The organism is Empedobacter sp. GD03797 (assembly GCF_029842105.1).
Lineage (GTDB): Bacteria > Bacteroidota > Bacteroidia > Flavobacteriales > Weeksellaceae > Empedobacter > Empedobacter falsenii_C.
Genome location: NZ_JAOCFS010000002.1, coordinates 67,493 through 93,550, shown reverse-complemented (window position 1 = coordinate 93,550; position 26,058 = coordinate 67,493). Strand labels below are relative to the sequence as shown.

Here is a 26,058-nt window from a genome sequence, read left to right as displayed (position 1 = left end):
ATAGAGAATTATTCGTATTTCAGGTAATTTAAACTATTGATTCGTGTAGCAGAATAAGCTTTTATTAAAACAACAATTAAGGTTAAACTCAATAATAAAACAAAAGCAAACACATAAATCCAGATTGAGATATCAATGCGATAAGCAAAGTTTTCTAACCATTTTTGCATCAAAAAATAACTTGGTAAAATTGCAAGTGCAAAACCTATAAATGCGAAATAGATATATTGTTTTGATAAAATTCGTAGTAAAGAAGACGTTTCAGCACCTAAAACTTTTCGAATGGCTATTTCTTTGTATTTACGTTCGATTGTGTAAGATGAAAGCGCGAATAATCCAAACAACGCAATTGTAATCACAATAACATTCAAGATCTTGAACATTTTTTCTTGTTTTGTATAATTTTCATACGAACGTGCAAACTGTTTGTCTACAAATTCATATTCGAAAGGATAATCTTGATCAACTTTGGCTTTCCAAAACTTCTCGATATTATCTATGGTCTGTTTATCAGTATCTATTTTAATCAAAACATCTTGCAAATTGTACGATAACCAATCAACAACTTTGAAATGGAAAAACATCATTGGTCGTATTTTATTTTGCGGTTCTCCTAAATTGAAATCTTTTGTTACACCAATAAGCTTCAATTTTTGTCCATTCCATTCAAATTCATCATTCAGTTTCAACGTTTCTCCAAAATATTTTTTTGCGGTTTCATTTATTAATACATTCGAAATTGTATCGGACGAAATCATTGGATTTAAATCTCTTCCTTCTTTTAATTGAATTTTCATCATATCCAAAAAACCAAAATCAATTCCCATATTATCTGTCACCAATTGTTTTTCTTTTACTCGAAAACTTGTATTAGACATAGCTCCAAGAGAACCAAACTTGAACGCAGTAGCATTTACAGCTTGTACACCTTTTATTTTTAGTAAATCTTGTTTGAAACTGTTATAAAAATCAAACTTTTTATCAGCTAAATCTTGTCTTTTAAATGGAATACTAATTACTTGATTACCTGAGAAACCTAAATCTTTTTTTGAAATGTAATTCATTTGTTGAATAACAAGAGTTCCTGCAACAATAAAGAATGTAGCAATTGAAAATTGTAAAATCAACATTCCATTTCGTAACCAAATTCCATTTTTACTTCTTGAAAAATTACCTTTTAAAACGTTCAGTTCTTTAAAATTTGAAACATAAATAGCAGGGAAAATTCCAGCAATAACAACTACGATAACAAAAATTACAATCAAATATGGAATAAACGAAGTAATATACAATTCTAAATTTTTGTCAATTAATTGATTATATGTAGGCAAAAAAACTTCAACAAAAGCTAATGCAACAATAAATGACAAAACTGTGGTTATTGTAGTTTCTATGATAAATTGTAAAACAATATTTCTTTTTGTAGCACCAACAACTTTTCTTATTCCTACTTCTTTCGCTCTTCTAATTGCTTGTGCAGTAGAAAGATTTATATAATTGATAATCGATAAGATCAAGATTAAATAAGATAACCCTAAATTGATTTGTAAGAATAGTTTATTCCCCATTCCTTCTGGCAATCGAGAAACTTTTGCATTTAATCTTGAGTCGTTTAATGATTGGAACTTTACAGTTACTGGTTCATAAATCTTTACAAATTCTTTTACAGGTATTCCTTCGTTTTTTGCATTTTTTAAAGTATTATTTTCATAAAAAAGTTGTGTTCCTAATTTTTCAACTTCTTCTTTATCAGCAGTATTTTTTAATTTGATAAATAATCCAGAACCATAATTTCCCCATTGATCTTTTGTATCTTCTAAACGTTTATAGATATTTGAAACAACCATTTTAGGTTGAAAACTAGTATACTTGTTTGTTTTAAAAACTCCATAAATAGGCATTTTTCTGCCATCAAAAGTTGTCAAAGTTTTTCCTACAGGATTTTCAGTGCCAAAAATTTTAGCTGCCTCTTTTTCTTCTATTGCAACACCATATCTATTTTTTCGAAAATTATCTACACTTCCTTTTACAAACTTGAATGGAATAAAATCAAAAAAATTCTGATCTGTACTAGTAATTCCAGTAACATAAACTTTTTTATTATCGACGTAAAAAGTTTCTTGTCCATACCAACCTTCAAACCAACAATAACTTTCTATCTTATCTGATTTTTCTTTTAAGTAACGAGGTAAAGGTTCAACACTTGTAGGCCAAGTTTCTCCACCTTTTTGAAATACAGTTAATGTTTCAAATACGCGATCAATATTCGGATTCCATTTATCGTAACTCGTTTCATCTTTCCAATATAAAGTCGAAAAAATAACACCAGCAATTCCGATAGCTAAACCAAGAATTGTAAGAAATGTAAATCCTTTGTTCTTGATCGTATTTCTTAAATATATTTTAAACCAATTTTTTAGCATCGATTATATTATTTTTTTCGAATTAATAAGAACCACCATTTTCATTCAAAACTTTAGAAAGCTTATCACGCTGAATTGTTATATCAGTTGGTAAACCTTTTATCGTAATCTTACTAGCTGTATTTGCATCTACTAAAAGTTTTTGTGAAACCCAACTTGTAATTGAAGAAGCATTATTTGCTATCAAATTTGCTCTTGTTGCATTCAGTTTTTTCAAGTCTGAAATGGATCCACTTGTCGCCTTTATATCTAATTGTTTAGTTTCTCCTTTTAAAGAAACTATTGCTCCATTTGAAATATTAATCGTTGTGTTTTCTGAATTGATTTTTGATTCCCAAATAGATCCAGAACTCATTTTAGAAGTTATAGTTTTAGAGGTGATATTTCCATTCAATTGAGCACCAGACGACAAATCAATCTCTAAATGATCGGTTTTTAGAGATTTAAAAACGATTTGTGCTCCAGAAGTTTGTTTAATTCTCAACACATTTGATTTAAAATTATCTTCAAACGAGATTTTTGAGCCAGAAGTCATCGAAATCCTTTCTAAAGCTATACCATAAACACTTATATCAATCTTTGAAATTGTAACATTTGGTTGGTTTTTAGTATCTATATAAACTTCTAAAACATTATTTTTTGTACTTGTAATAATGTAATTTAAATTTTCTTTTTTATCTGTCTCGACAATTACTTTTGGAGAATCTGAGTTATAGTAATTGATATTTACGACTGATTTACAGATAATTTCGTTAAAATTTTCAATATTTCTTGATTCTGTAATTTGAGCATTCAATAAGATTGTTGTCAAATTGAACAATAGAAGAATATAATTTTTCATGGTTTATCAATTTAAATTTTAGTTTTCTCAAAAACATTTACATTTTTCTGATTCATTTTTTCAGAAAGAATTTCACCATCTTTCATGGTAATAATTTTATCAGAATAAGCCGCGTCATGAGCTGAATGCGTTACCATCAAAATTGTAGAACCTTGCGCATGTAAATCGGTTAATAGCTCCATCACTTCATTTCCATTGATACTATCCAAATTTCCTGTTGGTTCATCAGCCAAAATTATTTTAGGATTAATCACCAAGGCTCTTGCAACTGCAACACGTTGTTGTTGACCACCAGAAAGTTGCTGTGGATAATGTTGTAAACGATGAACAATATTTAATTTTTCTGCAATTTCTTGTACTCGTTTTTTTCGTTCTGAGCTTGAAACTTTAGAATAAATCAAAGGCAATTCAATGTTATCATAAACTGATAATTCATCAATTAAGTTGAAATTTTGGAAGATAAATCCTATGTTTTCTTTTCTAACTTGAGAACGTTTCGATTCGTTGGCATTAGACATTTCAAGATTATTCAAAGCATAACTTCCTTCATTGAAAGAATCCAATAATCCAATAATATTCAATAAAGTAGATTTTCCACAACCCGAAGGTCCCATAATGGAAATAAATTCTCCAGAATTGATTGTTAAATTAATCCCATTCAAAGCTTTTGTTTGAACATCTTCTGTAATAAATATTTTTGATAAGTTTTCTATTTTAATCATGATGTTATTTTTTTATTGTTAATTCTTGTACTTCTTTATAATCTTCGTAATTCGAAATAATTACTTTTTCATTTGTTTTTAATCCTGAAATCACCTCGTAAACACTCGGATTTTCTCTACCTAATTCAATTTTTCTACGTGTTGCTTTATCGTTATTGATAACAAAAATCCATTTCCCTTGTGTTGTTGTATAAAAGGATCCTTTTGGAATAACTAATTTCTTTTCTTTTTCGGATAAGATCAATTTTACTCCTACGGATAAACCTTCTTGTAAATTTTCGGGAATTTTATCAATAAATTCTAATTCTGTTTTAAATTTTCCGCTTTTTATTTCTGGAGAAATCTTAGTCACTTTTACTTTTATGATTTTTCCTTTAATTTCGATTTGTCCATATTGATTCTCTTGTATTCGATCCAAATAATATTCATCAACCATTGCAACCAATTTGTATCCGCTTAGAATATCCACTTTTCCAATACTTTTCCCTGCTTCTATTGATTGTCCTAATGTCGCTTCAAAAGAGCTTAAACGACCAGTTTCAGGTGCCAAAACCAAGAAATTTTGCTTATTTTTTCGAAGTGTTACCAAACTTTTTTGCATGATAGCTAAAGCTTCATTAATTTGTTTTAATTGAATCGAATTTGATTCACGTTCCTTAACTAAACTTTTCTGTATAATTGCTTTTCGTTCTTGTTGGTAGCGCATTTTTTCCTTTGTATTTTCCCATTCATTTTTCGCTAACACTTCTCTATTATACAATTTTTGATTCAATTCATAATCTAATTTTGATTGATTAAAATCGTGTTCAATTCCTACAAAATCCTTTGATAAATCCAATTCTTGATTCCGAATAGATAGTTTTGCAACATTTAATTGATTCATTTGTTCGATAATTGCCGTTTCTTGCGTCAAAAAATTAAGTTCCGTATTCGGATTATATAATCGTGCAATTGGCAAACCTTTTGTAACCATTTCTCCATTTTCTACAAATATTTCTTGAACAGAACCACCTTCTATCACATTGATAAAGATTGAATTAATTGGTTCTATTTGTGCCTGAAAAACAACAAAATCTTCAAAATAATCTTCAGAAACGTCTTTTATCATCAATTCATTTGCACTTACAGTTAAAGCTCGTGGTCGATTCATCAAATAAAAACTCGAACCACCTAAAATTATGGTTGTCACAGCAATTATTCCGAGGCGTTTATATTTTTTATTTTTTTGATTGATTTTCGTATCCATTATTTATTAAATTTACCAAACAGCCGTTTATTTATGGTTATTTTACTAATTATCAATACGTAATAAATGTGCCCAAAATTTATAATTTCTTAAAGCATTGAAATCAATTCTTTTAAAAACTTATAATAAAAATTGACTGTCCGAAAACGAACACTTATTTGTTCAGAAACGGACACATGACAAAACTAAATATGAAGAAAACTTTAGCCACTATACTGATTTTAGACGATCAAGAAGAAATATTAATTGCAAGTCGACTACTTTTGAAACGTCAATTCGAAACAATTATCACTTGTTCTGATTCCAAAAAGATTCCACAAATCTTGGTAGAAAATGAAATTGATGTTGTTTTAATGGACATGAATTTTAGAACAGGTTATGAAGATGGAAAAGAAGGAATTTTTTGGCTGAAAGAGATTCAACATGCGCAACCAAAAACGAAAGTAATTTTGATGACGTCCTATGGAAGCGTAGAAACTGCGGTTGAAGGTTTAAAATTAGGTGCGATTGATTATATTTTAAAACCTTGGGATAATGATAAATTGGTTGATCTTATAAAAGAAGCGATAAAACAGCGTAGAAAATCGAAGCAAATAAAAGAACCAAAAGAAAATAAGTTGTTTTATGGAAATTCTCCAAGTATCGAAAAAGTATATAAAATCACCAATAAAATTGCAAAAACTGATGCAACAATCTTGATTTTAGGCGAAAATGGAACCGGAAAATCAGTTTTGGCAAAATCAATTCATGAAAATTCTACACGAAATACAGAAAAATTTATTCATGTTGATTTAGGTTCTTTGAATGAAAATCTATTTGAAAGTGAGTTGTTTGGGTATAAAAAAGGAGCATTTACCGATGCGAAAGAAGATACAATTGGTCGATTTGAAGCTGCAAATAATGGAACGATTTTTTTAGATGAAATCGGGAATTTACCAAATCATTTGCAAGCAAAACTTTTGCAAGTGATTCAGAATAAAGAAATTATTCGTTTAGGAGAAAGTTCACCAAGAAAAGTCGATGTTCGTATAATTGTTGCTACGAATGCGAATCTTGAAAAAGCTATAAAAACTGGTCATTTTAGAGAAGATTTGTATTATCGAATCAATACCATTTCGGTTACAATGCCGAATCTTAGCGAACGAAAAGAAGATATTAAACCTTTAATTGATTATTTTTTAGAACTTTATACTGATAAATATGAGGTCGAAAAACCAGTTATTAATGAACAAATTTTGTATCAATTAGAAAACTACGATTGGAACGGAAACATTCGAGAATTGCAAAATAGAATTGAACGTGCAGTTATTTTAGCGGAAGAAAATGAAATTACGATCGAAAATTTAGGTTTTACAACATTTATTCCTCAAAAAATTACTGATAATTCAAATAATTTGAATGAAATAGAACGAAATAAAATTATAGAACGTTTACACTTTTTTGAAGGAAATATTAGTAAAACAGCAGAAAATTTAGGTGTTTCTCGTGCTGCTTTATATCGAAAATTAGAAAAATATAACATTACGAATTATAAATAATGAAACGCAATTCTCTTATTTTTCAGTTAGTATTTAGAATACTTTTTTTAGCATTTCTTCTGTTTATGTTGGCTTTTATTGGAATCAAAAATTATTGGTTTTCATTTACATTTGTATCCATTATTACAATTATATCGATTACGGAAATAATTCATTTTTCTAAAAATTATCTTTCTAAAAATCAAAAAATTATAGATGCTTTATTGTATAATGACTTTAGCTTAAATATTAATCAAAATCAATATAAAAAAGACAATTCTGCATTAAAATTATATCATAAAATTAAAGAAGAACATGTTTTAAATTCGTCTAAAGAAATCATTTATCATCAATTATTGAATGCAGTTCCGTTTGGTTTTTTGATTCTTAAAAAAGAAGAAAATGATCGAAAAATTATATTTATCAATCATCATTTTCAACAAATATTTAGCGTTCCAAAATCAAGTTCGTGGAATTATCTAAAAAAATTGATTCCACAGTTTTGTGAAACTTTAGAAAATAAAGAATTTGATGATTTTAAAAGTACAATTGACATACAAATTAATGATGAAGAGCGACAAACTTATCTGATTCAGAACACAAAAACGTTGATTGCTCATGATGAATATGCGATTATTTTTATTGATTCGATTCAGCGCGTGATTGATTCCACTGAAAAAGAGGCTTGGATGAATATTATGAAAGTCATTGCGCATGAAATCATCAATTCTTTGACGCCTATTTATTCATTAGCAAATACCACAAAAACTTATTTTGAAACGGACAATTTAGATAAAAATGATTATGATGATATTCGTTTGAGTTTGGATACAATTATGAATAGAAGTCAGCATTTACAGACGTTTGTAGAGCAATATCGTCAATTAACCATGTTACCAAATCCTGTTAAATCGACACAAAATTTGTATGAAATTATCCAAGGAATTGAGCAATCTTTTTCGGCTGAATTTCATCAAAAAAATATTGTATTTCAGAATTTAATTCCAGAAAATATTAAAGTTGAAATTGATCGAATTTTGTTTGAACAAGTTTTGATTAACTTAATCAAAAATGCGATTTATTCATTAGAAAATGCAGAAATTAAATCAATTGAAATTTCATCGAAACAAACCGATAATCGATTGCAAATTATTATTCAAGATTCTGGACAATTGATTGATGAAGAAATCATTTCCAAAATATTTTTACCTTTTTATACAACTCGAAAAGATGGTGCAGGAATTGGTTTGACACTTTCCAAAAACATTATAGAAGCGCACAAAGGTTATTTGTATTATCAACAAAATGATGGAGTAAAACGTTTTAATATCATCTTAAAGTAATTGGTAAAAAGTGTAACTTTAACCTCTAATTATATAATACTTTCTCGCCAAAATCTTTGGAAATTTGTCCTATAAAATTACTGTTATGAATGCACAAACACTTACTATACCGATTATCAATTTGAATTCAGAAAAAGATGTTGAATTAATCAATAAATTACTTTCTGAAACAGAAAATCTTGATGAATATACTGTGAATTTAAACGCTAAAACGATTAATGTTTCGGCAAAAAAATTATGGAAAGTTTCCCCTAAAATCTATGAAACTTTAAAGCAAAATAACTTCAAGATAGATTCTGTCGAAAAGTCGTATCCCGTTCTCAATATGACGTGTGCTTCGTGTGCGAGCAGTTCTCAAGCAAATCTTAATCGTCAGTTGGGCGTTGTAAATGCGGAAGTGAATTACGGAAATGGAATGGGAAAAATCGAGTACATTCCTACTCTTGTTTCCCCAGAAAATTTGAAAAATGCTTTAGTAGAAGTTGGATACGATTTGGTGATTGATGAGTCTAAAAATCAAGATGAAGAAATAGAACAACTTCACGAAGAAAAGTATAAAACACTGAAAAATAAAGTAATTTGGGCTTTAATTTTTGGAGTTCCTTTATTTATTATCGGAATGTTTTTTATGGATATGCCTTACGGAAATTACATTATGTGGGCACTTTCTACGCCAATTCTTTTTATTTTTGGACAACAATTTTTCGTCGGTGCTTGGAAACAATTGAAAAATAAATCGGCTAATATGGATACTTTGGTTGCTTTGAGTACTAGTGTAGCCTATCTTTTTAGCGTTTTCAATACATTATTTCCAGAATATTGGCACAGCAAAGGTTTACACGCGCATCCTTATTTCGAGGCTGCTGGTTTAATCATCGTTTTTATCTTGATTGGTAAATTGATGGAAGAACGTGCGAAAGGAAATACTTCCGAAGCGATCAAGAAATTAATCGGTTTACAACCTAATACTGTGTTGGTTGTGAAAGATGGAAATCAGGTTGAAGTGAAGATTGAAGATGTACAAATTGGCGATTTGATTGTTGCAAAACCTGGAGATAAAATTGCGGTTGATGGAATTATTGTTTCGGGAGAATCTTTTATCGATGAAAGTTCATTGACAGGAGAGCCAATTCCGGTAGAAAAAGGAATTGATGCGAATGTTTTTTCAGGAACTTTAAATCAAAACTCTCCTATTCAATATAAAGCCTTGAAAGTAGGGAATGATACACTTTTGTCTCAAATTATTCAATCAGTAAAAAATGCACAAGGAAGTAAAGCGCCAGTTCAACAATTGGTAGACAAAATTGCAGGTGTTTTTGTTCCGATTGTGATTATTATTGCAATTTTAACGTTTATTACTTGGTTAATTTTAGGTCAAGAAAATGCTTTTACAATGGCACTTTTATCGATGATTACTGTGCTTGTTATTGCTTGTCCTTGTGCACTTGGATTGGCAACGCCTACCGCGATTATGGTTGGAATGGGAAAAGGTGCTGAGCAAGGAATTTTGATCAAAAATGCCGAAAGTTTAGAATTAGCGAAGAAAATTGATACAATTATTTTAGATAAAACAGGAACAATTACCGAAGGAAAACCGAAAGTACAAGAATTGATTTGGTTTGATGATTCTGCTAAAAATGTACTTTATACAATCGAAAATAATTCGCAACATCCTTTAGCAAAAGCGATTACAGAACATATTGGAGAGCAAGATATTTTACCTGAACTAAAAATTGAAGATGTATCTGGAAAAGGTTTGAAAGCTAATATTTTAGATAAAGTTTATTATGTTGGAAAAACAAGTTGGATAAATGAATTAAATATTCAGATTGATGAAAAGGTTGAACAAGCTATTCAAGATTTTTCGACTAAAAATTATACCACTTCTTTCTTTGGAAATGATGAAAAAGTTTTGGGATTAATTGGAATTTCTGATGAAATAAAAGCAACTTCTGTTGAAGCTATTAAAGCTTTTCATGAAAAAGGAATTGAAGTTTGGATGGTAACTGGTGACAACGAGTTTTCGGCAAATGCAATTGCAAAACAAGTCGGAATTGATCAAGTGGTCGCAAATGCTTTACCAAATGATAAAATGAATATTATCAAAGATTTGCAACAAAAAGGAAAAGTTGTTGCAATGGTTGGTGATGGAATTAATGATAGTGCAGCGTTGGCTCAGGCAGATGTTTCGATTGCAATGGGTAATGGTTCTGATATTGCGATTGATGTGGCAGAAGTTACGTTGATTGGAGGAGATTTGACAAAAATAGATCATGCAATTAATTTATCTACGCAAACGGTCAAAACAATTCATCAAAATTTATTTTGGGCATTTATTTACAATATAATCGGAATTCCAATCGCTGCTGGAGTGCTTTATCCAATTAACGGATTTTTGTTAGACCCTATGATTGCTGGCGCAGCAATGGCTTTGAGTAGCGTAAGTGTTGTAACAAATAGTTTATTGTTAAAGTATAAAAAGATTTAATAATCTCTAAAATATTTATAAAAAAATCGGCTAAATATTTAGTCGATTTTTTTTTTTATAACAAACGATCATCCCAATTATAATCTTCTAATTCTTTGATTTTAACCTTTGAAGCAAAACCAGGATGTTTTGTATTGATTAAATAATTATACTCTTTTGGAATAATTGACGATGGAACTTTCATGACCAAATATTTAAAATCTTGATACCAAGCAGAACCAATTTCTTGTAACTCGGGATAAGCCTCTACAGATTGCCAATTTTTAGGTAATTTAGACTTCTTTATTTCATAAATCTCATCTTCTTCACAATCAATTTCTATCACTAATAATTTGTACGAATTATCAATGCTAATAGAACTTCGGTGCACGACCAATTCTAAGGTTGAGAGCGCACGAGAACTTCCTGTGTAAATAACAAATTCATCATTTTTATTCCATCTGTTGGCAACTCCAGAAGCTTGTAATGATTTTGAATATCTCGCTTTACGAATATTGAAAACTAACATTATTACACGTTTTCTCCGTACTCTATCGCAGTTAAACGATTATCGATAAATTTGAGACCTGAAACTGTATCAAGAAAATCTGCTGGCGATTTTTTATCTAACAAAACATTAGGCGTTGTTAACCATTTCTCAAAATCATCTTTTGTATTGAAAACCTCCAAACCGTGCTTGTATAAAGAAATCAATAAAACAATATGCTCTTTTGTATTGTCTTTAAGAGATACATCTTTTGTTTTGTAATTTCTGTAGGTACGCGTTGTGATATTTAACCAACTTGAGATTATTTCGTCTTTTAGCGTTGATAATTCATCAAGATATTGAATGTATTTTTGATCAATATTATAACGATTTACGTAAAAATAAACACTCGTAAAATCTCTTACTTCAGGGATTTCATTTATGATTTGTTCGTATTTTTTTAGTTTAACAGTTGCCATAATTCTAAACTTTTACTAAAGTTACAATTTTTCCTCTTAAGAAAGGAACTTTTTCTCAAATTTAAATAAATTTAACAAAAAAAGAGGTTACCTAAGCAACCTCTCTGTGATATAATGATTTAAAAATTTCTTATTTCAAAGAACCAACCATATCTTCTGGTTTCACCCATTCGTCAAATTCTTCCGCAGTTACATATCCTAATGCAATAGCAGTTTCTTTTAACGTTGAGTTATTTTTGTGAGCTGTTTGAGCAATTTCTGCAGCTTTGTAGTAACCAATTTTTGTATTAAGCGCTGTAACCAACATTAATGAATTATCAACTAATTCTTTGATACGGTTATAATTTGGCTCGATACCTTGAGCACAATGCTCATCAAAAGATACACAAGCATCTCCTAATAAACGTGCAGATTGCAAGAAGTTTGCAGCCATAACTGGTTTGAAAACATTCAATTCGTAATGACCTTGAGTTCCACCAATTGTAATCGCAACATCGTTACCCATAACTTGAGCAGCAACCATTGTTAACGCCTCACATTGAGTAGGATTTACTTTACCTGGCATGATAGAAGATCCTGGTTCGTTTTCTGGAATGATAATTTCTCCAATACCTGAACGAGGTCCAGAAGCTAACATACGAACGTCATTAGCAATTTTGTTTAATGAAACAGCTAATTGTTTCAAAGCTCCGTGAGTTTCTACGATTGCATCGTGAGCAGCTAATGCTTCGAATTTATTTTCTGCTGTTACAAATGGATGTCCTGTAAATTCAGCAATGTATTTAGCAACTAAAACATCGTATCCTTCTGGCGTGTTAAGACCTGTACCTACAGCAGTACCACCTAAAGCAACTTCAGATAAATGTTCTAATGTATTTCTTAAAGCTTTTAAACCGTGGTTTAATTGAGCTACGTATCCAGAAATTTCTTGACCTAATGTTAATGGAGTTGCATCCATTAAGTGTGTACGACCAATTTTTACAACAGATTTAAACTCTTCTGCTTTTTTAGCTAATGTATCACGTAATTGCTCAACACCTGGAATTGTTACTTCAACAACTGCTTTATAAGCAGCAATGTGCATTCCTGTTGGGAAAGTATCATTAGAAGATTGAGATTTGTTAACGTCGTCATTCGCTTTAAGAACTGGTTCACCTTCTCCAATTTTGAATCCAGCTAAAACTTGCGCACGATTAGCAACTACTTCGTTCACATTCATATTAGATTGAGTTCCTGAACCTGTTTGCCAAATTACTAAAGGAAATTGATCATCTAATTTTCCTGCTAAAATTTCGTCACATACAGCCGCAATAGCATCACGTTTTTCAACAGGTAAAACACCTAATTCAGCATTTGCATAAGCAGCAGCTTTCTTTAAGTATGCGAAACCTTCTACAATTTCGTGAGGCATAGAAGCCGCAGGACCAATTTTAAAGTTGTTACGAGAACGTTCTGTTTGAGCACCCCAATATTTATCTGCAGGAACTTTTACTTCCCCCATGGTGTCTTTCTCAATTCTGTATTCCATTTTGGTATTTTTTATTATTTATTATTGTTTACTTATCTCACAAATTTAAGAAATCGTTTGATGAAAGAAAAGTGATTAATGTTAGTATTTCTATAAATTTTATTTACTAAGTTTGTATCACATAAAAATAAAATCATGATTCAATTTTTAGGTTTCTTATTATTCTTAACAATCGCTTTATGCGGATTCTGGGGTATCATCTTTTTTGCAACGATGGCTATTTCTTGGATTCCATTTTGGGTTGCGAATTTAAGAAAAGAAAAAGCAGGAATAGTAACAGCAGAAGATCCTCGTCCGATTTTACCAAATCAAGAAGGAATCACAGTATTATTCAAAAAATAATAAGCTGTTAAAAAAATTTAAAAGGAACTTGACGAAGTTCCTTTTTTTATTTATTCTACTTTCGAATCTTCTTCGTAATTTCCTTCCAAATAATTTTTCAAACTAATTCGGATAATTTCCGTCCAACCAGCTTCAAAACTTTCGCGCGAGAAATTCTTATCATCAGGCGGAAAAGTTTCAATTCCTTCATGAATCAGCGTTAATTTTGTTTGCGGAACAATTTCATCTGTTAATTCATCCAAAATAAATGTAACAACAGAATTTCCTTCGTAGACTGGATATTTCCATGTATAAGCTAATAATTTAGTCGGCTCTACTTCTACTATTTTACAATGATGTAAATACGATCCCCCATAAAATTCAAACTCAAATCCAACTTCTGGAACAAACTTCTCAATATCAAAATACCATTTATCAAAAGCAGCTTTTGTCGTCAAAGCATTCCACACTTTGTCAATTGAAACATCAAAAATTTCTACTATTTCTACAGGCTTTGCACTCATACTCTATTTTTTTATGATTTTGTTTAATTTACTAATTTTTTAATTATTATTTAAATTTAGCCCAAAATTTAATTGTTACATTTGCTATTGTAAAATTTTTAAAATGAAATTTAATAAGACTTTTTTAAGTGTTTTAGGATTATTTGCTGGTCTTTCGCTATATGCGCAACAAGAGGTTAGCCGTCCAAAACTAGTAGTTGGTATCGTTGTCGATCAAATGCGATGGGATTATTTATATCGTTACCAAGATAGATATTCTACAGGAGGTTTCAATCGTATGTTAAACGAAGGTTTTAGTAACGAAAATACCTATATTCCTTATATACCTACTTATACAGCTATCGGTCATAGTACTATTTATACGGGTTCTGTACCTGCTATTCATGGAATTGCTGGGAACGATTTTATCATTCAAGCAACAGGACAAGAAATGTATTGTACGCAAGATGACGCTGTAAATGGGGTTGGTACTTCTTCAAAAGCTGGAAAAATGTCTCCAAAAAACTTGTTGACATCTACAGTTACTGATCAATTAAAATTAGCAACTAATTTTCGTTCAAAAGTATATGGAGTTTCGTTAAAAGATCGTGGAGGAATATTACCTGCAGGTCATTTTGCTGATGCTGCTTTTTGGTTTGAAGGGGAATCAGGAAATTGGGTTTCGAGTACTTTCTATATGAATGAGTTGCCAAAATGGTTGCAAAAATTCAATGATAAAAAAGTTGCTGAAAAATATTTAGACAAATGGAATACACTTTATCCGATTGATACGTATGTACAAAGTGAAAAAGATGGAAATCCATACCGCGAAAATTATAAAGGATTAGATAAAATGCAATTTCCTTATGATTTGAAAGCGCTGAAAAAAGACAATGGTTTAGGTTTGATTCGCTCTACTCCTTTCGGAAATTCGTTGACAAAAGATATCGCAATCGAAATTATTGATAACGAAAAATTAGGTCAAAACGAGAAAGGAATTACAGATTTCTTAGCGGTTAGTTTCTCTTCTACTGATTATGTTGGACATCAATTTTCTCCAAATACAATCGAAGCTGAGGATACTTATTTGCGTTTAGATAAAGATTTGGAACAATTATTTAATCATTTAGATCAAAAAGTTGGAAAAGGACAATATTTGGTTTTCCTAACTGCTGATCATGGTGGAGCTCATAATCCAAAGTATTTCCAAGATAAAAAAGGAAATGCTGGATATTTCCCAACTGGAGAAGTTAAAAAAGCATTGAACGCTAAATTACAAGAGAAATTCAAAGCTGCTGATATTGTACGTTCATTGACAAATTATCAGGTTCATTTGAATTATCAAACAATCGAACAAAATAAATTAGACGAAGAAGATATCAAAGAAGAAATCGTAAAATTTATGCAAAAAGTCGATGGCGTTTCTTTCGTAGCTGATATGGATAAAATTGGAGAAGCTTCTATTCCTGCAATTATCAAAGAACGAATGGTTAATGGTTTCAATCGTAAACGTAGCGGTGCTATTACTTATATTTTAGAACCACAATGGTACGGCGGAAAACAAAATGCTGGAGGAACAACGCACGGAACTTGGGGTTCTTACGACGCTCACATTCCATTTGTTTTGATGGGTTGGGGAATAAAACATGGTAAAAACAATAATCGTGTTTATATGACAGACATCGCTCCTACAGTTGCAGCATTGCTACATATAGAAGAGCCAAACGGAAATATTGGCGAGCCAGTTTCTGAAGTAACAAATCCAAAATAATCTTATAAAAGATAATTTTAAAAACGCAACTTAATTAGTTGCGTTTTTTTGTTACTATAATTATTATTTATTCTATTTCAATCATTTATATTTTAGAATTAAAGAAATTAACGATTAACATCTATTACGTAATTTTAGTAAATCAGGAATTTATATCATTGATAATGAAAAAAATATAAATAAGAGGGATTAATGAGGGATTTGTTTTAGAGGATAAATCAACATTTTTCGTTGATTTGTAATAGAACGTAATTATTACAAGATCATGAAAAATTTTAGAGAAATACATATTGGTAGTTTTATTAAGAATGTTGTTCAAGTAAAAGAAATAGATACTGGAAGAATCTTAAATTTCTTTAAATGTCAAGAAGATCAAATTGAGGAAATGTATAACAAATCAAGTTTAGATTCAGATTTACTTCTTCGATGGTCGAAGTTATTAGAATATGATTTGTTTAGATTATATTCTCAACATCTCATGTTGTATAGTCCTGTTATAACGAATAAAACCAATAAAAAAGCGAATGTTAATTCGTTGCCAAAATTCAGAAAGAATATTTACACCAAAGAGGTTATTGATTTTATTTTAGATCAGATTAAAAATGAAAAAATGAGTAAGAGAGAAATTATAGAACGTTATAATATTCCAAAAACAACATTATATAAATGGATAATTAAATACAATTAATTCTAATATTCTACACAATATTAGTAAAAGAGTATAATTTTCTCCAATTAAATTAATAATTTTAACAATCTAAATACATCATAATGAAAAAGACTTTTTTAAGTAAATTAACTTTGACATTATTCTCTACCAACCTATTTTTTTTATTATCTCCACAAGTAGATGCATGCACAAGAGTTGTCTATAAAGGTCCAGAAAATACTGTAATCACAGCTCGTTCTATGGATTGGAAAGATGAAATTGATGCAAATATTTGGGTTTTTCCTAGAGGTCTAGATCGATCTGGTAATGTCGGAAATGCTTCGGAAAAATGGACTTCAAAATACGGAAGTGTAATTGCAAGTGCTTGGGATATTGCTACAACAGATGGCATGAACGAAAAAGGACTTGTTGCAAATGTTTTGTGGTTAGTAGAAAGCCAGTATCCGCAATTTAATCCAAAAGGAACAAAACCAGGTGTTACAATTGCAGCTTGGGCACAATATGTTTTAGATAATTATGCTACAGTAAAAGAAGCAGTAGATGATTTGAGAAAAGAAAAATTTGTAATTGTTTCTGATTATATTCCCGGAACTCAAAAATTTACAACTTTACATCTTTCAATTTCTGATGCAAATGGAGACAATGCAATTTTCGAATATGTAAATGGTAAATTGAAAATACACCACGATCCATCTTATACAGTAATGACAAATTCTCCAGTTTTTGATGAGCAATTAGCAATTAATCAATATTGGAAAGGAATTCCAGGAACAATCATGTTACCAGGAACTAACAGAGCTGCTGATCGTTACGTAAGAGCATCATATTACATAAATGCGATTCCGCAAACCGCTGATACTCGTACTTCTATTGCAAGTGTTTTTAGTGTTATTAGAAATGTATCGGTTCCGTTAGGAATTTCTTCAGAAGCAGAACCTAACATATCATCTACAAGATGGAGATCAGTTTCAGATCACAAAAATCTTGTTTATTACTTTGAAACTACAAAAACTCCAAATACATTTTGGGTTGATTTAAAGAAAATTGATTTTAGTAAAAATGCAAAAACAAAACGATTAAGCGTTAGCAAAAATGAAACATATGCTGGCGAAACTTCACAACTTTTTAGTGATGCAAAACCATTTACATTTGTTGGAATTTAGATCGAAAAATTAATTAATATTTTTTGACAAATTGTTCTAAATCAACATTCAATATGATTGCCAATAACAAACATTTTATACCTGCCTTTCTATTATTTGGATTTATTGTTAATGCTCAACAATCGAATGATTCAATTGATATTTCGATAAGACCTTACACTAGTTTGAGAGGTCATCTTGCTATGCATGATAAAGTAATGGAGCTACAAGAAAATGCCTCTCGTGCTGGAATTGAAATTAATCTAAAAAAAGGAAACATTGCATTTGTAGCTGGTGTTGAATTACAAATAAATATGTTCAAAGGAAACTCGTCGTTTAATGTTGATGGAAATCTAGATAGTGATCTTTTGACAATTGTTTCAGAACAAAAACAACAAGTTTTTGGTAATCGCTTGGGTTACTTAGGAATTGATTTGTCTAAATATGGTAAAATAACATTTGGTAAACAATGGAGTGTTTACCGAGATGTTACAGCTTATACAGATCGTTTTAATGTATTTGGAGGACGCGCTTCTGCAACTTTTACAGGTGGAACAGATGGAGGTTTGCTAGGAACAGGACGAGCAGATCAATCAATAATTTACAGAAATAAAATTAAAGCTTTTCAATTTGGTGCTCAAATCCAAACAAAAGGTGGAAATGATGATAAAATTATTGATGGTTTTGGTTTTTCTGCTCAATTAGAATTAAATCAAAATATTAGTATTGGAGCTGCATTTAACCGTGCTTTTATAGCTCAAAACTTAATTGATGATAATCATATTCTAGGTTTATCTGGACATCCAACTTTTTATTCAATTGGTTCAAAATATACGAGTAAACAATTTGATGTTAGTCTACTTGGAATCTTACAACAAAATGGAGATTTTACACCTATTTCATATCAATCTGAAAATACAATTAATCCTTCTTATGTTTTTGATGCAAAAGGTTTTGAAACTGCTATGAAATATAAACTAAATAAATTTTCAATTTTAGGAGGTTATAATTTATATGTTCCTGAAACAAAGAAATCTGTTGAAAATATTAGTATTGATAAAAAATTCAGACGAAGTGATTTGATTACCGGATTAGAATATCATCCGATGAAATATGTACAATTGTATACAGAACAGCGCATCTCTTTTGGTAAAAATTATGCTGGTAAAAAAGAACAAAGCGTTTTTACATTGGGAATGAAACTAGATTTATCTAGACAATTTAACAAGAAACTTAACCTATAATAAACCATAACTAACTTAACTTTTCTCTCTATTATTTGAAATAATTAATAAAACGAAACTTAAAAAATCATGTTTAACTTTTTTCAAAAAAGCACATTTTTAATTCTATTAGCATCAAGTACTCAAACTTTTGCTCAAGACTCAATTCAATCCGATAATTCTTGGCATTTCAAAGTAGAACCAAATATGATGTTGCCACACATGAAAGGAAAAGCGAGTGTTTCTCGACTTCCGAATGTACATGTAAGTCAATCTCCATCAGACTTTTTTGAGCATTTGAAATTTGCCGGAATGTTAACTTTTGAAGCCGAAAATAAAGATTGGGTAATTACATCTGATATTATTTATGCTTCTTTAGCTGCAAATGTTAAAAAAGATCCTTTAGTTTTGGATGGCAAATTAACATCAAAACAATTCTCTTTTGAAGCTGGTTTATTGAGAAAAATAACTCCTTGGTTAGAAGCTGGAATTAGTATGAACCTTGTAAATATTAAATCTGGATTTGATGTAAATCTAATCAATCCAATTTCTTTAAAACCAATGCATTTAGATCGTAATCTTTCTAAAACCTGGGTAGATCCTATGTTGGTTGCAAGAACAAGAAATTTACCAAACAAAAAGTTTTTGTATAATGTTTCTGGAGAAATTGGAGGATTTGGAATTGGATCAAAATTAGCTTGGCAATTAGAAGGATTGGCTGGTTATCAATTCTCTAATTTATTTTACGCAATGGCGGACTATCAAATCATAAGTATGGACTACGAAAAAGGAAGTAATAATTCCAATTTTGTTTATGATATGGATATGTTTGGACCGATGATAAAAGTCGGATTTAATATAAAATAGTTTTAAAATCAAACTGAAAAATATATAGAAAACGTTATCTATTAATGATAACGTTTTTTTACTTTTATAAAAAATAAAACAGAAATGACTTTCAATTCGCCAATCATATCAGCACAAGAATTACAAGATAATTTACCTCTTAAAAATTTAATTATTTTAGATTGTACGATTGATAAAGTTGGAAAATCGATTAAAGATGAAGAATTAGAATTAATTCCGAATTCTCTTTTCTTTGATTTGGAAGGAAAATTTTCTGATCATTCTTCGCAATTTCCTCATACACTTGTTGATGAAGAAACTTTTACAAAAGAAGCTCAACATTTGGGCATTAATCAAGATTTTATCATTGTTTGTTATGATCGTTGGGGCGTTTATTCTAGTCCGAGAGTTTGGTGGATGTTCAAAGCTATGGGACACAAAGAAGTATATGTTTTAGATGGCGGATTAACTCTTTGGCAAGAAAATAATTTTGACACAACTTCTACTTATTTTCAACCTAATGTAAAAGGTAACTTTATTGCTGATTTTCAATCGAATTGGTTTGCTGACACACAAGTTATGTTAAATGCAATAAATGATGAGTCGAAAATGATTATAGATGCTCGATCAGAAGGGCGTTTCAAGGGTACTTCCCCTGAGCCAAGACAAGGTTTACGAAGCGGACATATTCCAACTTCTAAGAATTTATTTTTTGAGAATGTTTTAGCTGGTACAACATATAAATCAAAAGAAGAACTAAAATCTATTTTCGAAAAATTGACAGATTCATCCAAAGAAAATATTTTTTCATGCGGTTCTGGAATTACAGCTTCTATCCTAGCCTTAGCTTCAACAATTGCCGGTTTTGATGAGGTAAGAGTTTATGATGGTTCTTGGTCTGAATGGGGCGCTGACGAAAACTTACCGATTAAAAGATAATTTTCGACTTCTTTTTTCAACGAATTATAATCATTTAATTTTACAACTTTTACATTTTCACTTTCTTGTAAACCACAAGCGGTTGTTGTAATAATTGGAATTCCATAAGAAACAGCTTTTATAAGTTGTCGTGGTTGATTTTCGATAATTGTTGGATAAATGATTAAATCAATTTCATCATAATTTCCATTAAATTTTTCAACTTCGACATCATTCCAAAAATTATCCATTTCGAGATTTCGTCCAAGAATTACCAATTTTAAATTGAGTTCTTTTGCTAATTTTCGCATTTCATACGCTCCTTTTCTACCAATTGCAGAAGCAGGAAAAAGAATTTTATTCCCAGTTTTTTGATTCAAATTTTGTTCAATATTCCAATCAAGTTTCACAATTTTATGTTGAAACATTTTCTGAATATCTGTATGTGGACTAATAATTTTTTGCGCTTTGTTTAACGCATTATTTTCTAAATCAATTAAATTTTTATTTGCTCTAAAATCTTTCAAAGTCTTACTTTCTGGATAAATGAAATGTGAATAATCCAATCTTTCATGCAAAGTTTCAATAGGTAATCTTGTCATCAAAACATCAAAAGTTCTTCCGCCTAACATTCCGTTTTTATAAATAAAGGGCAATAAATTTTGACTAATAACTAAATGAGTACTTTCGATTGGAATTAATTTTGAAGCAGAATTTGCTATTTTTTCATCTAGTTGTAATGATAGTTCGAATGGATTTTTATTTTTGGAAAATCGTAATTTCAAAGCTCTATAAATTCCAGAAAATAAAGTTGTCTTGCTATCTTTATGAGAAGAAAAACTCCAATTATAGCGATTCGTTTTGACGAAAAAATTCTTTTTCATCGAAAATATAAAACGATCATTCTCATTTATATTTTTCGAAATATATGCATCATATTCTGGCCATTTTTCATCCAAAATATAAGTCGTCGTTTTAATATGTTGATTTTTATGTGATTGATCTTCATGTTGATGACAACTATCGTTTCCACACGAATAACAATCATTTAAAAAATTGAAAGCCAATTTACTATCAATATTTTCTGATAATTTTAAATCTTTATTTTGACTTTTATAGCGAACAATTAAATGAGTAGAAGTTAATTCAGTTTCGATTCTAAAATCATAAGCCGAACGAAAACGTAAATCAATATAATTCCATTTTACAGTCGCATCGCGATCCTTTTCCGCCAACGAACCTTGTATGATTTTGGTATGTTTATGACGCTCAATAATTTCGAAATTTGCGTTCAAAGCCGCATCATACAACGCATTAGATAATTGGCACAAACCTCCAGCAATCGTTGGTACAATGCAACCTTCCTTTATTTCTCGACCAACCACATAACCTTGACCATAATTTGGATTACCAATATGTTTCCAAAAGCTAAATGTTTCGTTGGCTTTAATTTCTAAACCATTAATTTTTTGAGAAGCAATTCGAAGATTCTGAATTTTACCAGCTGTTAAAATCCAATTTTCTTTTGTGTCATTTGGATTCCAAAGTTCACTTTCAGAAAATGCAATAATCGGTTGATCAATTAATTTTGAATCAAATTGAAATTTTGTAGGATTATCTTGAATATTTTTCAGCCCACGAAGACCAATTAAAACAGAAGATTTTAATTTAAAAATAAGACTTTTCGTAAAACTATGTTGTTCTATAAGTTCTGGTTGACTCAAAATAGTAGATTTAGGTTGTTGATTTATAAAATTATAAAAATTTTGACTTCCAATAATTATTAATATTAGTGATTATTAAATATGTTAATTTATTTTAGTACTTTGTTTTGCATAGTAGTATATTTTATATAGATTTGTAAAAGTTATTTGATGAATAAAATTACAATTTTGATAAAAATATAGTTTTTGTCATGTAACTATTTAAAAGAATTAACGTCTATAATAAAATTAACACTATGAAACATCTATTTTATATATCTGCATTATGTTTGAGTTGCACCGTAATGGCACAAACAAAATTTTCGGGTAAAGTATTGAATGAAAAAGATAATAATCCAATTTCGTTAGCTGAAATTGTTTTATTGAATGAAAAATCTGAACTATCAAATGTTACAGACGAACAAGGAAATTTTGTTTTTGAACAAGTTGAAGCTGGAAAGTATGATTTTGCGATTTTGGTAAATTTTGATACGATTTATAAAGAAAAAATAGAAATTAATGCTGAATTAACAAAATCATTCAAAATTAATATGCCAAATATTGATTTGAAAGAAGTTGTAATTGCTAAAAAAGTTTTTCAGAAAAAAGCTGATCGATTTGTTTTCGATGTTTCAAATTCTCCTGTTGCAAAAGGAAATGACGCGTTTAATCTGCTTAAACAAACGCCTTTAGTTTCTTCTACAGATGGGAAAAATCTTAAAATTCTGAATAAATCTGACGTTATTATTTACATCAACGGACGAAAATCTAATATGGATAATGAAGCTGTGATAGAAATGTTGAAAAATACACCATCAGAAAATATTCAGAAAATTGAAGTCATTACAACGCCTGGAAGTGAATTTTCTGTTGAAGCAAATACTGGAGTCATTAATATTGTGATGAAAACGACGACAACAAACGGTTTGAATGGAAATGTGAGAATTGTAGATCAACAGGCTTATTTTAATAGTCAAAGATTGAATGCTGGTTTAAACTATAGAAAAGATAAATTGGCAATTAATTCTGGGATTTATATTGGAAATAACAAATCTCGAGAGAAAAATATTTTATCGAATGGAAATGCTCATTTTATCAATGAATCGAGAGGAATTGTAGATGATCCAAATAAGAATGTTGGCGGAAATGTAGGATTTGATTATGAATTAGCTAAAAATCAGAATATTGGTTTAACCTATAATTTTAGATACAATAAGAGTTTTGATTCAAAATTTAAGTTAGATAATTTTTATAATCATGAATTTAAAAATCAAACAATTAATCTCGAAAATGCTCAAACAAGAAATCATTCGTTCAACTTAAATCACGAAATAAGAACTGATAGTTTGGGAAGTAAATTAGTTACAAATGCTTCTTTTCTTAATTATAAACGAGAGATGAGAAGTACAAATACAACAATCCCTGTAGATAATGAAAATGTTGAAATCTTCAGACAAAATGTACCTCAAATTATCAATAATTTTAGTGCAAATGCTGATTATACGCTAAAAACTAAAAAAGAAAATACGTGGTTATTTGGAGGAAGTTATACATTCACAAAAACGGATAATGATACTAAACAAGAGAGTTTTGTGAACGATAATTTTATCAAAGATGAAATTTTGAGTAATCATTTTTTATACAAAGAAAACATTGCTGGATTGTATTTAACTTTTGAAAAACAAGTTTCTGAAAAGTTATCAGGGAAAATTGGAACACGATTAGAAATTACAAAAACGAATGGCGATATTCTTGATAAGAATAATTCATTCAAAAATAATTACAACAATATTTTACCTTATTTATCTCTAAATTATGTGATTCATCAAGATCATAATGTCAGTTATTCTTTTTCGAGTCGCGTTCGTAGACCAGCTTTTTGGGAATTGAATCCATCAAGAGTTTATCTTACTCAGACAAATTATATTCAGAACAATCCATTTATGATGAGTTCTAAATTCTATAAACAAGAGTTAAATTATTTGTATAAAAGCGCTTATTTTTTCAATGCAGAATTTGAATATATTGACGATGCGACAAGTCAATTGCCTTTGCAAGGAACAGTAAAAAATCTTGAAACAGGTGAAACAACAGAGTTTTTGCGTTACATTAGAATGAATTATGGGAACAAAAAATCATTAAACCTTTCGGTTGGAATGAATAAGAGTTTTTATAACGGAATTTGGTCTGCGAATTATATGTTTATTTATATGTATCAAGCATATAGAGGGATTGTCGATAGTGATCCTACCTATATTCAAAAACCTGGTTTTGAAGAAAAAATTTCGACTTATGTTGTTGATCGTCAAGCATCGAATATTTATTTTAAATTAGATAATACAATACGACTTTCTTCGAAAAAAGATTGGTTTTTAGGTGTTAATTATTGGTATCTATCACCTTTAGAAATCGAACTAGGGAAACTTGGAAAACAACATAGTTTTGATGTAAATATCAAAAAAATATGGAATAATTGGACTTTAATGTTCGAAGCTTATGATTTATTCAATACAAATGTCACAACAATAAATAGTAAACAAGAAAATGGAAGTTTCAATAATGTTTGGCAAAACCAATACAACAGAGAATTTTCAGTTAGTTTATCATACAAATTTGGAAATCAAAAACTGAAAAAATCAAGACAAATTGATGAAGCAAATAGTACAATAAAATCAAGATTATAAAAAATAAATAACATGAAAAAAGACTGCAAATTGCAGTCTTTTTTGTTTATTAAAAAATTCAAATTGAATTGATTGTATTATATTTTAAATGATAAATTTATCTCCACTTATCCATCTCGAAACGAACAGAAAAAATGTTAGAATATAATCCCAAGCCACTGTCTCCAAAGTTTGTTAAAGCATAATCAATCGAAATTCCTTTGTATTTGAAACCTACCCCAACATTTGGCTGAATTTGAGTTTTATCTTTCCCATCAAATTGCGAAATTTTCTGTAAATTATTCAATCCTCCACGTACAAAAACCATGTCATCATAACCTAATTCAAGACCAACTTGTGGCGAAATCGAAAATCCTTTTCCAGAAATTGCAGCATTAGTTTGTTGAAATTCGATATTCATATCAATCTCTCCCAACAGCGAAACTCGTTCATTAAAATCGAAACGTTTTCCAACTCCAAATTGTAATTTAGGCATTGTTAATTCGATATTTTCTCCTGGCAAATCATTCAAAATTGTTGGCTCACCTTCGTTACTTGGCTCGTCAACTGTAATTTCTTTTAACTTTTCTTTGTTAATACTCCACGCATTGAAAGTCGTTGTAATATCGCGCGCCATCAAACCAAAATACATTTTATTATCAGTACGATATTGCAAACCAAGATCAATTCCGAAACCAAATCCTTGCGCAAATTTCCCAATATGTCGATAAACAATTTTAGCATTTGCGCCAAACTGAATATCTTTATTGTTGAACACATTTCCCGCATAAGACATCGTCAAAGCATAATCTGCTGTAGAAAATTTAGAGATTTTATCGTAATTAATATTTCCTTGATTATCAATTAATTCCGTAGTATTCAAAATATCATCAACACCAAAACGCGTAAACGAAAAAGCTATCGTAGAATTACTTTCTCTCAACGGAATTGCAACCGCTGCATAATCAAATTTCGCAATCGACTGAAAATATTCGGCATGCATCGCCGCAGCTTCCCAATCGTAAGTGATTTCCGTTAATCCAGCAGGATTCCAATAAGCCGCATTTGCATTTCCAATATTCGCCACAACCGCATTACCCATTGCAAACGAGCGCGCATCAGCACCAATATTCAAAAACTCGTTCGAATATTTGCGTGTGGTTTGAGAAAAAGCAAATTGACTTGCCAGAACAGATAATATAAGGAATGTCTTTTTCAAAATTGATGAATTACGAATATAAAAAC

Annotated in this window: 21 protein-coding genes; 11 read left to right on the top strand and 10 right to left on the bottom strand. The window is 29.9% G+C overall.

Features of this window, described 5'->3' with window-relative positions:
- Nucleotides 1-8: 8 nt before the first annotated feature.
- Genes N5D90_RS02350 through N5D90_RS02335 form a run of 4 tightly spaced genes read right to left on the bottom strand, consistent with a single transcriptional unit; the run spans nucleotide 9 to nucleotide 5,232 of the window.
- Complete coding sequence (locus N5D90_RS02350) at nucleotides 9-2,423, bottom strand: ABC transporter permease (protein ID WP_280061445.1); 2,415 nt, start codon at nucleotides 2,421-2,423, stop codon at nucleotides 9-11.
- A gap of 22 nt (nucleotides 2,424-2,445) precedes the next feature.
- Nucleotides 2,446-3,264, bottom strand: coding sequence for a GIN domain-containing protein (locus N5D90_RS02345; protein WP_280061444.1), 819 nt, complete (start codon nucleotides 3,262-3,264; stop codon nucleotides 2,446-2,448).
- Between the two features lie 11 nt (nucleotides 3,265-3,275).
- Nucleotides 3,276-3,986, bottom strand: coding sequence for an ABC transporter ATP-binding protein (locus N5D90_RS02340; RefSeq protein WP_280061443.1), 711 nt, complete (start codon nucleotides 3,984-3,986; stop codon nucleotides 3,276-3,278).
- 4 nt (nucleotides 3,987-3,990) lie between these two features.
- Nucleotides 3,991-5,232, bottom strand: coding sequence for an efflux RND transporter periplasmic adaptor subunit (locus tag N5D90_RS02335; protein WP_280061442.1), 1,242 nt, complete (start codon nucleotides 5,230-5,232; stop codon nucleotides 3,991-3,993).
- Between the two features lie 191 nt (nucleotides 5,233-5,423).
- Between N5D90_RS02335 and N5D90_RS02330 the strand changes: the two genes are divergently transcribed.
- The 3 genes from N5D90_RS02330 (at nucleotide 5,424) to N5D90_RS02320 (ending at nucleotide 10,580) form a co-directional block, all read left to right on the top strand.
- Nucleotides 5,424-6,770 (top strand): sigma-54 dependent transcriptional regulator, encoded by a 1,347-nt coding sequence (locus N5D90_RS02330; protein WP_280061560.1) that lies wholly within the window; start codon nucleotides 5,424-5,426, stop codon nucleotides 6,768-6,770.
- Nucleotides 6,770-8,092 carry a PAS domain-containing sensor histidine kinase gene (locus N5D90_RS02325; protein WP_280061441.1) on the top strand — a complete coding sequence of 441 codons (1,323 nt, stop codon included), beginning with the start codon at nucleotides 6,770-6,772 and terminating at the stop codon, nucleotides 8,090-8,092. The genes N5D90_RS02330 and N5D90_RS02325 overlap by 1 nt, the downstream gene beginning before the upstream one ends.
- An 85-nt stretch (nucleotides 8,093-8,177) precedes the next feature.
- Nucleotides 8,178-10,580: a heavy metal translocating P-type ATPase gene (locus tag N5D90_RS02320; protein WP_280061440.1), complete on the top strand. Its 2,403-nt coding sequence runs from the start codon at nucleotides 8,178-8,180 to the stop codon at nucleotides 10,578-10,580.
- 55 nt (nucleotides 10,581-10,635) lie between these two features.
- On the opposite strand, the gene N5D90_RS02315 is transcribed toward N5D90_RS02320, so the two are convergent.
- From N5D90_RS02315 to fumC, 3 genes are all read right to left on the bottom strand, one after another.
- Entirely contained in the window at nucleotides 10,636-11,088 is a 453-nt protein-coding gene (locus N5D90_RS02315) for an RES family NAD+ phosphorylase (protein ID WP_280037933.1), read from the bottom strand.
- A gap of 2 nt (nucleotides 11,089-11,090) precedes the next feature.
- A complete protein-coding gene (locus N5D90_RS02310) occupies nucleotides 11,091-11,525 on the bottom strand; it encodes an antitoxin Xre/MbcA/ParS toxin-binding domain-containing protein (RefSeq protein WP_038334185.1) in 435 nt (144 codons plus the stop codon).
- A gap of 130 nt (nucleotides 11,526-11,655) precedes the next feature.
- Nucleotides 11,656-13,053 carry a class II fumarate hydratase gene (fumC, locus tag N5D90_RS02305; RefSeq protein WP_038334188.1) on the bottom strand — a complete coding sequence of 466 codons (1,398 nt, stop codon included), beginning with the start codon at nucleotides 13,051-13,053 and terminating at the stop codon, nucleotides 11,656-11,658.
- A 135-nt stretch (nucleotides 13,054-13,188) separates the two neighbouring features.
- Here fumC and N5D90_RS02300 point away from each other — a divergent pair, with 135 nt between their 5' ends.
- Nucleotides 13,189-13,395, top strand: coding sequence for a hypothetical protein (locus N5D90_RS02300; RefSeq protein WP_038334195.1), 207 nt, complete (start codon nucleotides 13,189-13,191; stop codon nucleotides 13,393-13,395).
- 50 nt (nucleotides 13,396-13,445) lie between these two features.
- Here the strand turns inward: N5D90_RS02300 and N5D90_RS02295 are convergent, their stop codons facing one another.
- Nucleotides 13,446-13,898, bottom strand: coding sequence for an SRPBCC domain-containing protein (locus N5D90_RS02295; protein WP_180904388.1), 453 nt, complete (start codon nucleotides 13,896-13,898; stop codon nucleotides 13,446-13,448).
- Between the two features lie 103 nt (nucleotides 13,899-14,001).
- Here N5D90_RS02295 and pafA point away from each other — a divergent pair, with 103 nt between their 5' ends.
- The 6 genes from pafA to N5D90_RS02265 all read left to right on the top strand — a co-directional run bounded on the left by pafA (nucleotide 14,002) and on the right by N5D90_RS02265 (nucleotide 20,468).
- Nucleotides 14,002-15,648, top strand: a complete 1,647-nt coding sequence (pafA, locus tag N5D90_RS02290) for an alkaline phosphatase PafA (RefSeq protein ID WP_280061439.1) — start codon at nucleotides 14,002-14,004, stop codon at nucleotides 15,646-15,648.
- 265 nt (nucleotides 15,649-15,913) lie between these two features.
- A complete protein-coding gene (locus tag N5D90_RS02285; protein ID WP_280061438.1) occupies nucleotides 15,914-16,336 on the top strand; it encodes a transposase in 423 nt (140 codons plus the stop codon).
- 83 nt (nucleotides 16,337-16,419) lie between these two features.
- Nucleotides 16,420-17,481, top strand: coding sequence for a linear amide C-N hydrolase (locus N5D90_RS02280; RefSeq protein ID WP_280061437.1), 1,062 nt, complete (start codon nucleotides 16,420-16,422; stop codon nucleotides 17,479-17,481).
- A 53-nt stretch (nucleotides 17,482-17,534) separates the two neighbouring features.
- The gene (locus tag N5D90_RS02275) at nucleotides 17,535-18,704 is read left to right on the top strand and encodes a porin (RefSeq protein ID WP_280061436.1); all 1,170 of its coding nucleotides are present in this window, start codon (nucleotides 17,535-17,537) and stop codon (nucleotides 18,702-18,704) included.
- Between the two features lie 69 nt (nucleotides 18,705-18,773).
- Nucleotides 18,774-19,550 (top strand): hypothetical protein, encoded by a 777-nt coding sequence (locus N5D90_RS02270; protein ID WP_038334203.1) that lies wholly within the window; start codon nucleotides 18,774-18,776, stop codon nucleotides 19,548-19,550.
- 84 nt (nucleotides 19,551-19,634) lie between these two features.
- Nucleotides 19,635-20,468 (top strand): sulfurtransferase, encoded by an 834-nt coding sequence (locus N5D90_RS02265; RefSeq protein ID WP_280061435.1) that lies wholly within the window; start codon nucleotides 19,635-19,637, stop codon nucleotides 20,466-20,468.
- Here the strand turns inward: N5D90_RS02265 and N5D90_RS02260 are convergent.
- On the bottom strand, nucleotides 20,411-22,171 hold the full coding sequence (locus N5D90_RS02260) for a VanW family protein (protein WP_280061434.1): 1,761 nt from the start codon (nucleotides 22,169-22,171) through the stop codon (nucleotides 20,411-20,413). The genes N5D90_RS02265 and N5D90_RS02260 overlap by 58 nt on opposite strands.
- A 236-nt stretch (nucleotides 22,172-22,407) precedes the next feature.
- Between N5D90_RS02260 and N5D90_RS02255 the strand changes: the two genes are divergently transcribed.
- Complete coding sequence (locus tag N5D90_RS02255; protein WP_260392449.1) at nucleotides 22,408-24,834, top strand: outer membrane beta-barrel family protein; 2,427 nt, start codon at nucleotides 22,408-22,410, stop codon at nucleotides 24,832-24,834.
- Nucleotides 24,835-24,931: 97 nt separating this feature from the next.
- Here N5D90_RS02255 and N5D90_RS02250 read toward each other — a convergent pair whose 3' ends face one another.
- Nucleotides 24,932-26,032 carry a PorV/PorQ family protein gene (locus tag N5D90_RS02250; protein WP_260392450.1) on the bottom strand — a complete coding sequence of 367 codons (1,101 nt, stop codon included), beginning with the start codon at nucleotides 26,030-26,032 and terminating at the stop codon, nucleotides 24,932-24,934.
- Nucleotides 26,033-26,058: the final 26 nt, after the last annotated feature.

What these genes read in the sequence shown, in the direction of transcription:
- N5D90_RS02350 (WP_280061445.1), bottom strand. Translation starts at nt 2,423, where the DNA reads ATGCTAAAAAATTGGTTTAAAATATATTTAAGAAATACGATCAAGAAC.
- N5D90_RS02345 (WP_280061444.1), bottom strand. Translation starts at nt 3,264, where the DNA reads ATGAAAAATTATATTCTTCTATTGTTCAATTTGACAACAATCTTATTG.
- N5D90_RS02340 (WP_280061443.1), bottom strand. Translation starts at nt 3,986, where the DNA reads ATGATTAAAATAGAAAACTTATCAAAAATATTTATTACAGAAGATGTT.
- N5D90_RS02335 (WP_280061442.1), bottom strand. Translation starts at nt 5,232, where the DNA reads ATGGATACGAAAATCAATCAAAAAAATAAAAAATATAAACGCCTCGGA.
- N5D90_RS02330 (WP_280061560.1), top strand. Translation starts at nt 5,424, where the DNA reads ATGAAGAAAACTTTAGCCACTATACTGATTTTAGACGATCAAGAAGAA.
- N5D90_RS02325 (WP_280061441.1), top strand. Translation starts at nt 6,770, where the DNA reads ATGAAACGCAATTCTCTTATTTTTCAGTTAGTATTTAGAATACTTTTT.
- N5D90_RS02320 (WP_280061440.1), top strand. Translation starts at nt 8,178, where the DNA reads ATGAATGCACAAACACTTACTATACCGATTATCAATTTGAATTCAGAA.
- N5D90_RS02315 (WP_280037933.1), bottom strand. Translation starts at nt 11,088, where the DNA reads ATGTTAGTTTTCAATATTCGTAAAGCGAGATATTCAAAATCATTACAA.
- N5D90_RS02310 (WP_038334185.1), bottom strand. Translation starts at nt 11,525, where the DNA reads ATGGCAACTGTTAAACTAAAAAAATACGAACAAATCATAAATGAAATC.
- fumC (WP_038334188.1), bottom strand. Translation starts at nt 13,053, where the DNA reads ATGGAATACAGAATTGAGAAAGACACCATGGGGGAAGTAAAAGTTCCT.
- N5D90_RS02300 (WP_038334195.1), top strand. Translation starts at nt 13,189, where the DNA reads ATGATTCAATTTTTAGGTTTCTTATTATTCTTAACAATCGCTTTATGC.
- N5D90_RS02295 (WP_180904388.1), bottom strand. Translation starts at nt 13,898, where the DNA reads ATGAGTGCAAAGCCTGTAGAAATAGTAGAAATTTTTGATGTTTCAATT.
- pafA (WP_280061439.1), top strand. Translation starts at nt 14,002, where the DNA reads ATGAAATTTAATAAGACTTTTTTAAGTGTTTTAGGATTATTTGCTGGT.
- N5D90_RS02285 (WP_280061438.1), top strand. Translation starts at nt 15,914, where the DNA reads ATGAAAAATTTTAGAGAAATACATATTGGTAGTTTTATTAAGAATGTT.
- N5D90_RS02280 (WP_280061437.1), top strand. Translation starts at nt 16,420, where the DNA reads ATGAAAAAGACTTTTTTAAGTAAATTAACTTTGACATTATTCTCTACC.
- N5D90_RS02275 (WP_280061436.1), top strand. Translation starts at nt 17,535, where the DNA reads ATGATTGCCAATAACAAACATTTTATACCTGCCTTTCTATTATTTGGA.
- N5D90_RS02270 (WP_038334203.1), top strand. Translation starts at nt 18,774, where the DNA reads ATGTTTAACTTTTTTCAAAAAAGCACATTTTTAATTCTATTAGCATCA.
- N5D90_RS02265 (WP_280061435.1), top strand. Translation starts at nt 19,635, where the DNA reads ATGACTTTCAATTCGCCAATCATATCAGCACAAGAATTACAAGATAAT.
- N5D90_RS02255 (WP_260392449.1), top strand. Translation starts at nt 22,408, where the DNA reads ATGAAACATCTATTTTATATATCTGCATTATGTTTGAGTTGCACCGTA.